This window comes from Negativibacillus massiliensis (genome assembly GCF_900148495.1).
In the GTDB taxonomy this organism is placed as follows: Bacteria; Bacillota; Clostridia; order Oscillospirales; family Ruminococcaceae; genus Negativibacillus; species Negativibacillus massiliensis.
This window is the reverse complement of the sequence record NZ_FTRU01000005.1, coordinates 229,196-237,737: the sequence shown is the minus strand read 5'-3', so window position 1 is coordinate 237,737 and position 8,542 is coordinate 229,196. Positions and strand designations below refer to the sequence as shown.

The window sequence follows — 8,542 nt, the reverse complement described above, 5'->3', positions numbered from 1 at the left end:
TCTCGCTGACAGCTCATATATAATATCATGCCCAAACTGATTTGTCAACACCTTTTTTGAAAAAAATCCAGATTTTTTCAAAAAAGTGGGAAAATCCCTCTTTTTCCCTTATCTATGCGGGTTTTCGACTCATCCTTTCATTGAAATCTATGCAAAACTGTTGTAAAATACCTTTTAATATCGAAATGATATTCTGTGTAATAAAAAATCAATTCGGAAAGAAGGCTCATATTATGCCGATCAATATTCCAAACGACCTTCCTGCCTGGAATACACTGGAACAGGAAAACATCTTTATTATGTCTGAAAAGCGTGCATCTTCTCAGGACATTCGTCCCCTGCGCATTTTGATTCTCAATTTAATGCCTAAGAAAATTGACACAGAACGCCAGCTTCTTCGAATGCTCAGCAATACACCTTTGCAGGTGGATGTTGAATTGATGCAGACCGCTACCCATAACCCAAAGAATACTCCACAGGATCACCTTCTCAAATTCTATAAAACCTTTTCTGATATTAAAGACCAGTACTTCGACGGAATGATTATCACCGGCGCACCGGTAGAACATCTGGAATTTGAAGAAGTTGCTTACTGGCCAGAACTTTGTGAGATTATGGAATGGAGCAAATATCACGTTCACTCCACCCTGCATATCTGCTGGGGTGCACAGGCAGCTCTACATTATCATTACGGGCTGCGGAAAACACTTCTCCCGAAAAAGATGTTCGGTGTTTTCCCGCACACCATGCACGATAAAACGGTTCCTCTTCTTCGAGGCTTTGATGAAGTTTACTGGATGCCCCATTCCCGCCACACTGAAGTAAAGGAATCAGAAATCCGTGCCGTTGATGGATTATATATCCTTTCTTCCTCTCCAATCGCAGGAACCAATATCGTATCCAATCATAACGGCCGCCAAATTTTCATCTTTGGTCATTCGGAATATGAAGCAAACACCCTTGCAGAAGAATATTTCCGTGATCTGGGCAAACTGGATAATGTAGAACTTCCTTACCACTATTTCCCGGACGATGACCCGACACAAAAACCAATCCGTACCTGGCGCAGCCACGCCTATCTGTTCTACTCCAACTGGCTTAACTACTATGTCTACCAGTCCACCCCATACGACCTTTGCTCCATGCGGCTGGACCCAAAATAATATCTTGATCAGAAAGGGGAATTGTCATGCTCTGTGATCTCCACATTCATTCCTGGCATTCAGATGGGACCTGGTCACCCGAACAGATTGCCATTGTCTGTAAAGAAAAAGGAATCTCCTGTTTTTCCATCACCGACCACAACCTGCTCTCTGCTTATCCCGAAGCGATGCAGTGTGCTCAAAAATATGGGCTTACCTGTATTCCTGGAGTAGAGATCGACTGCATTCTCGATGGGAAAAGCTACCATATCCTAGGATATCAGGTCAACACAGACTATGAGCCTCTGCGCAGCCTTTTAAAAGAAGCCCGCACTGTGCTCGACCAGATGAGCGACCGCCTAATCGCAGCAATCGAACATTCCCCTTTTGATTTGTCTCATCCTGTATCCATGCAGGATTATCTCAGCTACACCTATCATCCGTCCCGCGGCGGCTGGAAGGGGCTCAATTATGTTATCGACCGAAAGCTCGCCCATGACTTTGATTCTGCGATGGCACTTTACTCCCGCTACCATATCACCTATGAAAAAAGCGCCTTTCCTTCCATGGAAGAGACCTGTAAAACCATTGTAGCAGCAGGCGGTTATCCCATTCTGGCACACCCTTCCAACTATTTCCCCTTGGATGATACTTTAGAAGAAAATCTCCTGAAAACCATTCAGGCAGGCGTACAGGGCGTAGAGTGCTACTATCCGGCGCAATCGGAGGAATACCGCAGCCGCTGTACCGCATTTTGTAAGGAGCACCAGCTTTTTATTACCTGCGGTGGCGATAGCCATGGAGAGTTTCAGAAGGATATCGATGGCATCTGCTACGAGATCGGTGCGGCATCGATGGATTCTTCCAAGCTTTGTTTAAGATAAAATTTGTTTTTCTATAACAAAAACCCCCGAGGAACTTCCCGGGGGTTCTTCTATATCTGATACTGTTTTATTTTCTCCATCATCTTATCATAACGCTCAACCGTAACATCTGCCCAATCTTTTTCTCTGTCTTCGGTTATATAATAAGACATATGGCACAGCTTGATATAAGCATATCTCTTTTTGGTTCTCACTCCTTTATAATGCACTCTGTATTCTACTTTGTAATAAGCATATACCCCGCACTCCTCTATCTGTTTTCCAAACCACGTATAAAAACCATCAACCCTACTTTCTCCCTGCCATTCCAATAACTGATGATATAGTTCCTGTGCCATTCTCGCATCATCAACATAGTATTCCTGCCCTGATATATCCTGAAAAGAAACTGCCTGAATATTATACGGATGACAGACCACAAACTGATCCAGCATTAAAAATATGACAAGAAATTTTATTCCTATCCATACAATGGTTTTGAAATCACTCTTCAAGAATAACTCCTTCATAAATTAGTTCTCCTCAAAGCCTATTGCTCCGCTGTGCTCCTTGTTATGGAACTTGAACCACAATCTCATCAGCTGATAACGCTCCATCTTCATCCAGATGGGTTACTTCATAACCTACTGTATAAGTTAGCTCATCCGTTTCAGCATCGTAGCTGTAAAAAACGTGATCTTCGTCCACCTCTACCAATGCATTCGGAATATCCGGCAGTTGGACTTTTTCTCCTCCACTCTCCACAAAAGCTTGAACCCTTTTTGGAATTGTTTTTTCCTTTTTCAGCATTTGATGGGACGGATAGTCGCTATAATTTAATTCCAAGGCAACTCCATCTTCTATATAAACAGAATACTTAATACCCAGATAAACATTTCCGCCCTCAGTTGGAATAGCTTTTGTCAGAAGAATTTGGTATAGGGAAGAATCATAATAAAAGGCATTCAGAATATAATATTCTTTGTCAAAATTGGGATTTACTTTTTTTATTTCGACAATTAAATTTTCTCCCAGCACACTTGACCATTCTTTTCCCGGCTTTGCTTCTTCATTATCCTGATATGCTATCATGGAAGATTCATCACATGGAATATGGAGTTCAACACTGTTTTCAATTCCATGATATGAATTTTCTGTCTGCACGCTCTCCTGTTCTGTTATTTTTTGTTTTTCATCTTCCTTGCTGATTAAAGATATCAAAAAAATCCCAATTGTACACCCAATCAACAATAAAAGTAAAATGCCCGCAATCAGGTTTCTGCGCTTTTTGTTTTGTGCCATTTCCCCACTCTCCTTTCAGAACCGTCATCTCTCAGTTTTTTCTTAATTAGAACGGATTTAATCACTCACTCTATATGGTAAAACATCTCTCAATGCTTGCTCTAAAGGTGTTGGCTCTCCAATAAGCCAATATTGGGGTAATTCTATATATACGATTCCCTTTTGTATTTGTCCATTCCTATAGGTAACGACGTATGGAACCCTTTCATAAATATGTAATGCAATCGTTTGCGGAACTCCCCATATATCTCTGGCTGGAAGAGTCTGCTGCATCCACTTGACCATTTTTTCTGAAAATGTTTTTGCTGTATCCGGATCATCAATTAAAAACTTTACCGGTTCCATTTCATTATCACCGGCAACGGAAAGTTTCCACCCTTCATCTATCTCAAATTCAACCTGAACAACATTTTCGATATTAGTACTTAAACAAATCAAATAAAAATTGGGCAGGCACCGCCACATAATCCACATAAACACTGTAGATAAACATATTCCTAGTAAAGAAAGTCCTATTCGCATGACATACTTTTTCTTCATCTTTCTTCACCCTTCTTTAAGTAAAAGCGACAGCATTCTCCTTAGCCTTATTTTATCACCTTTTTCTTTTAAACTCAACTATCCTTGTAATAGAAGAACCCCCGAGGAAATTCCTCGGGGGTTTTTTATTTTTCCTTTTTGATTTTAAATTTGCCCAGACAGAGAAAACCCATCAGAAGAAAAACAATACCTCCTGATACAACCAGAAAAATCTTATCTGTCCACTGCTCTTCTTTTCACGGAATCTGCACCACAATCTCATCAGCTGATAACGCTCCATCCTCATCCAGATGGGTTATTTCATAACCTACTACATACGATAATTCATCTTTTTCGTAATTATACTGATAATAAACATGGTCCTCATCTACATTTACTTCCGCGTTTGGAATATCAGGAAGTTCAACATTGTTTTCTCCGCCATTTTTTACAAACTCCTGAATTCTTTCTGGGATAGCTTTTTCCTTCTGAAGCATTTCTAATGTAGGTTGATCACTGTAAGTAAGCAGGAACGCAACATCATCTCTGATCGAAATAGTATAATTAACATCTGTCATAACATTTCCAACCTCTGTCGGTATAACTTTAAACAGAGTAATCGTTTGTAAATCGCTTCCATAAGTTTTGTGCATCACTTTATAGTAGTCTGTTTCAAAATTAGGATTAAGTTTTTTCATTTCAGAAAGCAATTCGCCGTTCAACATGTCTTTTCCCTGCTTAATTTGAGTATCTGAATATGTCATTACAGAAGCATTATACGGAATGTTTAACTCGACCTTGTTGATACCCTCAAACTGATCTATCTGTTTCATCGGATTTACATCTATCAGCCTTGTGTTTACATCTCCCAGCCTTGTGTTTATATCTCCCTCAATAACTACATTCTGTGCAAGCGTTGAGTATGGTTCTGATGTATTTGCTATCCATATAGCATCCCCAACTGTATTACCAGAAGCCAATGCATTAGCATATATAGCTATCCAAGAACCCCCATCAGACATCCAAGGATAAATCGTATCTTTAAATCCAACAGCTGTTTTTGCACCTCTCTCTACTGCACATATTGTAAGATTTGTTTGATTATCTTTTTTATAAGCTGTCTTACATCCTATAAAAGAAATTAAATCGACCGATTGCATATCCTCAGATTTAAGCCCTACATATTGATGTCCTGAATCAGGACTATCCCAGTCATGATCAAAATAAACTACTCCACACTTGTATATACCACCTTTATTATCATAATGGAATATTTGATTATCAAAATTAGCATGTCCGAACAATGTAATTACATCTGACGCCATCAATTTTTTTTCTCCAAGATTCCCCCTTAACATGGTGGATGTTGGCTGAGTTTTTAAATAAACATCAAATGATGGTGTACCACTTTCTAATTTTTGATATTCAGCATATGTGTCCGAAGCAAAACCTGTAAAATCATGGCCTGGATGTTCTGGATCATTTTCTCCATGTTTGCTCGCAACAATCACAGCCGTCTTTCTGGCACCAACTACCTTCAAGAGTGCCTCTGCCATATTGTTGCTATAGTCCATATCACCCAAAATCTTTTCCGGGTCAAGCACAAAGCTGATGCGGGCACTTGCTTCTTTTGTAAAATTTAATTTAACCTCAGCCTGCATTCTTGTCTTCGCAGGTAATTCTTCTATATAGTTTGTATATCCCATCTGGGATGTTACAGGCTGCCCTCCCGGCTCTCTAAAAGTACCATACAGTGCAATTGGAACATTCTTTGCATCCAACAAACCAATATTTTGGAAGTCCATTGTGAATGTTACACTTTCCCCCACTTCATATGTAGGTACAGTGCTTTCATCTATTTGTTTGTTAGAAGTCATGGAAAGTGCAATCAACTCAAAGCACGCTTTATAAGTAAAACTGCTGCTGGTCGTATTATTATTATAATTTGACTCCACAATTTTGTTGTCAGGATTGACAACGATTTCCATTGTATGGGTTCCCGGGGTCATTTCTGGACCACGGAATTGAATATTTCCACCCTTACCCGCCGGTACTGTACCCATCGGTACTGGGTTTGTTGCAACCGCACCGTCCAGTTTCACAATAACTTCTGCATTTTCTGCATCTGCTGTTCCATAATTTAACAGTTGGAATGTATAATACATTGCCATACCCGCCGGATATGGTGACGTCATATCACCAGCCTCAATTTTTAAATTACGGACAGACAAATCCGGCAAATCTGCCATTGGTTGAGCTTCATCGGTTTCAGTTTCTGCTTCAAATAAATCTCCAACCCATTCAAGTTGATACAATTCTTCTTCGTTAAGTGGTTCAGCAATCGGTTCCGGTTCCCCGAAGGTTACCTCTTCCACCTGAACATAGGAACTGATGTCCCCCTCCACTGCCTGCTCTTCATTTAAATCCCAAGAAGCAGCAGGAAAAATTGTCATCATAGAACTGCACAATGTGATAGATAAAAGAAACGATATCAGTTTTTTCATCATTTTACCTCCTCATGTTCACTGATTGTTCTTATTCATCTATACTAATCATAATGCAGAGGAGATTTATTGTCAATATTATATAGTTTTTTTCCTTATATAAAATAGAATCTATAAATATTATATATTATCAAAAACCTGATATATGTCCACGTTCCAGAGCACCGTATAAACGCTTTTTAAATCCCTTGCTTTCCTTGTCCATCATGCGAATCCATTCCTTGGTTTTTTCACGGTTGGTGTTTCCGTCGGCAGGGCATTTACTCTTGACTACCGGCAAATTTTCATGGTGAACCGCTGCCGAAATCATGCTTTCCTCTGCCATAACCATCGGACGGATCATGGTCAAATCCTTTCTGGAAAGATAGGTTACCGGCTGGAAGCATCCAACCCGCCCCTCCTGGAACAGATTCATAATAAAGGTCTCAATCGCGTCGTCGTAGTGGTGTCCCAACGCAATCTTGTTGCAGCCGTTTTCTTTTGCCGCATCGTGCAGACAACCGCGGCGCATTCTAGCGCACAGGGAGCAAGGATTGCTCTCATTTCTTACATCAAACACAATCTGACCGATTTCGGTTCTCTTGAGAACATAAGGAATCCCCAGTTCCTCACACAGCTTGGAAATAGGGGAATAATCTGTCTCCACCCCGTTAAAACATGGATCAAGGGTAATCGCTACAATTTCATAGTCAATGCCGATATATTCCTTTAACTTTGCAAGACCTACCAGCAGAGCAACCGAATCCTTACCGCCACTGACTCCCACTGCAATTCGGTCACCTGGCTGAATCATATCATACTTTTCAATCGCTCTGCGCATCAAACCTGCCAGTTTCTGCATTGCTCCCATCCTATTCCTCCTCTTTGTGGTTGCGGCGATAGTTCAAATAATTTTCCAAAATAATGGTTGCCGCCACCGCATCAATTACCTGTTTGCGTTTTTTTCCTCTGGTGTTGGTTTCGTTTAAAAAGCCAATTGCCGAAACGGTGGTCTGACGTTCATCCCACAAAACCACCGGCACCGAAACAAGCTCCCTCAATTTTTCTGCAAACTCCTCGCACAGCTGTGCCCTTGGACCTTTGCTGCCATCCATGTTCAGCGGATGACCTACAACAATCAGCTCAGCACCCTGTTCTTCTGCCTGTGCAGCCGTTTTCTGAATGGTGGTTGGAAAATGTTTTTCCTCAATGACACAAACTGGGCTTGCCAGCAGCTCACCTCTATCACAGATTGCGATTCCTGTTCTGGAATCACCAAAATCCACTGCTAAAATCTTCATCTTTCCCTGTCCTTTCTGCTTTCAATTCATGTTTTTCAGAATACCATACCGCAGGATAACTTTCAATATCCTTTCTGGCTTTTCTCTGCCAAATCTGCTCCTTGATTTTATTTTTTCTGTGTGTTAGTCTAAAAACAAATCAGATCTTTCGGAGGTGTTCCTATGAAAGAAATCCGCAAAAAACGTGCCGTTGCTACTGCATAATAAAATCTATTTTGGAGGTGAAAATAAACAGAGAAAGAAAGGATTTTTCTTATGAATCAAATGATGATTCCAGACCCTAACGTCATTTTTCCAAATGAATATCATACATCCTGTTTTATCAAAAATGTAGTTACTGCTCCAAACATCTTAATTGGAGATTATACCTATTACGACGATCTGGATGACCCCACAGGATTTGAACAAAATAATGTTCTGTTTAACTATCCTGGATTCGGTGATCGCTTGATTATCGGAAAATTCTGTGCAATTGCAAGTAAAACCCAGTTTATCATGGGACCTGCCAACCATCGAATCAGCAGTGTGACCACCTATCCATTCAATGTATTCGGTGGTGCCTGGGAAGCAAACACCCCTCCTCACCTTTCCCAGCTTCCTCACAAGGGAGATACCGTCATCGGCAATGATGTCTGGATTGGTCGGGAATGCGTCATCATGCCTGGTGTTCATATCGGGGATGGAGCTATCATCGCTGCACGCTCCGTTGTAGTAAAAGATATCCCTCCCTATACCGTCGCAGGAGGAAATCCCGCAAAACCGCTGAAAAAGCGGTTTGATGACAAACTGATCGAACTGCTGCTGCAGTTTCGCTGGTGGGATCTTGCACCCGAGCGTTTGGTGGAAGTATTGCCGCTTTTGTGCGACCCTGACCTTGAAAAAGTAAAAAACAAAATACGGAATTTGCTTTAAAAACAAAAAACACCCTTCTG

9 protein-coding genes are annotated in these 8,542 nt (G+C 40.9%); 3 read left to right on the top strand and 6 right to left on the bottom strand.

Going from position 1 to position 8,542, the window contains the following annotated elements:
* The first annotated feature begins 233 nt into the window (after nucleotides 1–233).
* Together metA and BQ5375_RS01405 are read left to right on the top strand one after the other, a co-directional pair.
* Nucleotides 234–1,163 (top strand): homoserine O-acetyltransferase MetA, encoded by a 930-nt coding sequence (gene metA, locus BQ5375_RS01410; RefSeq protein ID WP_022132518.1) that lies wholly within the window; start codon nucleotides 234–236, stop codon nucleotides 1,161–1,163.
* A gap of 26 nt (nucleotides 1,164–1,189) precedes the next feature.
* The gene (locus BQ5375_RS01405) at nucleotides 1,190–2,026 is read left to right on the top strand and encodes a PHP domain-containing protein (RefSeq protein WP_076917309.1); all 837 of its coding nucleotides are present in this window, start codon (nucleotides 1,190–1,192) and stop codon (nucleotides 2,024–2,026) included.
* Nucleotides 2,027–2,076: 50 nt separating this feature from the next.
* Here BQ5375_RS01405 and BQ5375_RS01400 read toward each other — a convergent pair whose 3' ends face one another.
* The 6 genes from BQ5375_RS01400 to ruvX form a co-directional block, all read right to left on the bottom strand.
* Nucleotides 2,077–2,535 (bottom strand): hypothetical protein, encoded by a 459-nt coding sequence (locus BQ5375_RS01400; RefSeq protein WP_076917308.1) that lies wholly within the window; start codon nucleotides 2,533–2,535, stop codon nucleotides 2,077–2,079.
* A 43-nt stretch (nucleotides 2,536–2,578) separates the two neighbouring features.
* Nucleotides 2,579–3,307 carry a hypothetical protein gene (locus BQ5375_RS01395; RefSeq protein WP_076917307.1) on the bottom strand — a complete coding sequence of 243 codons (729 nt, stop codon included), beginning with the start codon at nucleotides 3,305–3,307 and terminating at the stop codon, nucleotides 2,579–2,581.
* A gap of 57 nt (nucleotides 3,308–3,364) precedes the next feature.
* Nucleotides 3,365–3,847: a hypothetical protein gene (locus BQ5375_RS01390; protein ID WP_022132521.1), complete on the bottom strand. Its 483-nt coding sequence runs from the start codon at nucleotides 3,845–3,847 to the stop codon at nucleotides 3,365–3,367.
* Between the two features lie 236 nt (nucleotides 3,848–4,083).
* A complete protein-coding gene (locus BQ5375_RS01385; protein WP_022132522.1) occupies nucleotides 4,084–6,330 on the bottom strand; it encodes a CARDB domain-containing protein in 2,247 nt (748 codons plus the stop codon).
* 130 nt (nucleotides 6,331–6,460) lie between these two features.
* Nucleotides 6,461–7,171, bottom strand: a complete 711-nt coding sequence (locus BQ5375_RS01380; protein ID WP_076917327.1) for a tRNA 2-thiocytidine biosynthesis TtcA family protein — start codon at nucleotides 7,169–7,171, stop codon at nucleotides 6,461–6,463.
* Nucleotides 7,172–7,181: 10 nt separating this feature from the next.
* On the bottom strand, nucleotides 7,182–7,610 hold the full coding sequence (ruvX, locus tag BQ5375_RS01375; protein ID WP_022132524.1) for a Holliday junction resolvase RuvX: 429 nt from the start codon (nucleotides 7,608–7,610) through the stop codon (nucleotides 7,182–7,184).
* Between the two features lie 264 nt (nucleotides 7,611–7,874).
* On the opposite strand from ruvX, the gene BQ5375_RS01370 reads away from it, so the two are divergent.
* Nucleotides 7,875–8,522 carry a CatB-related O-acetyltransferase gene (locus BQ5375_RS01370; protein ID WP_407937707.1) on the top strand — a complete coding sequence of 216 codons (648 nt, stop codon included), beginning with the start codon at nucleotides 7,875–7,877 and terminating at the stop codon, nucleotides 8,520–8,522.
* Nucleotides 8,523–8,542: the final 20 nt, after the last annotated feature.

What these genes read in the sequence shown, in the direction of transcription:
- ruvX (WP_022132524.1), bottom strand. Translation starts at nt 7,610, where the DNA reads ATGAAGATTTTAGCAGTGGATTTTGGTGATTCCAGAACAGGAATCGCA.
- BQ5375_RS01390 (WP_022132521.1), bottom strand. Translation starts at nt 3,847, where the DNA reads ATGAAGAAAAAGTATGTCATGCGAATAGGACTTTCTTTACTAGGAATA.
- metA (WP_022132518.1), top strand. Translation starts at nt 234, where the DNA reads ATGCCGATCAATATTCCAAACGACCTTCCTGCCTGGAATACACTGGAA.
- BQ5375_RS01405 (WP_076917309.1), top strand. Translation starts at nt 1,190, where the DNA reads ATGCTCTGTGATCTCCACATTCATTCCTGGCATTCAGATGGGACCTGG.
- BQ5375_RS01395 (WP_076917307.1), bottom strand. Translation starts at nt 3,307, where the DNA reads ATGGCACAAAACAAAAAGCGCAGAAACCTGATTGCGGGCATTTTACTT.
- BQ5375_RS01380 (WP_076917327.1), bottom strand. Translation starts at nt 7,171, where the DNA reads ATGCAGAAACTGGCAGGTTTGATGCGCAGAGCGATTGAAAAGTATGAT.
- BQ5375_RS01400 (WP_076917308.1), bottom strand. Translation starts at nt 2,535, where the DNA reads ATGAAGGAGTTATTCTTGAAGAGTGATTTCAAAACCATTGTATGGATA.
- BQ5375_RS01385 (WP_022132522.1), bottom strand. Translation starts at nt 6,330, where the DNA reads ATGAAAAAACTGATATCGTTTCTTTTATCTATCACATTGTGCAGTTCT.
- BQ5375_RS01370 (WP_407937707.1), top strand. Translation starts at nt 7,875, where the DNA reads ATGATGATTCCAGACCCTAACGTCATTTTTCCAAATGAATATCATACA.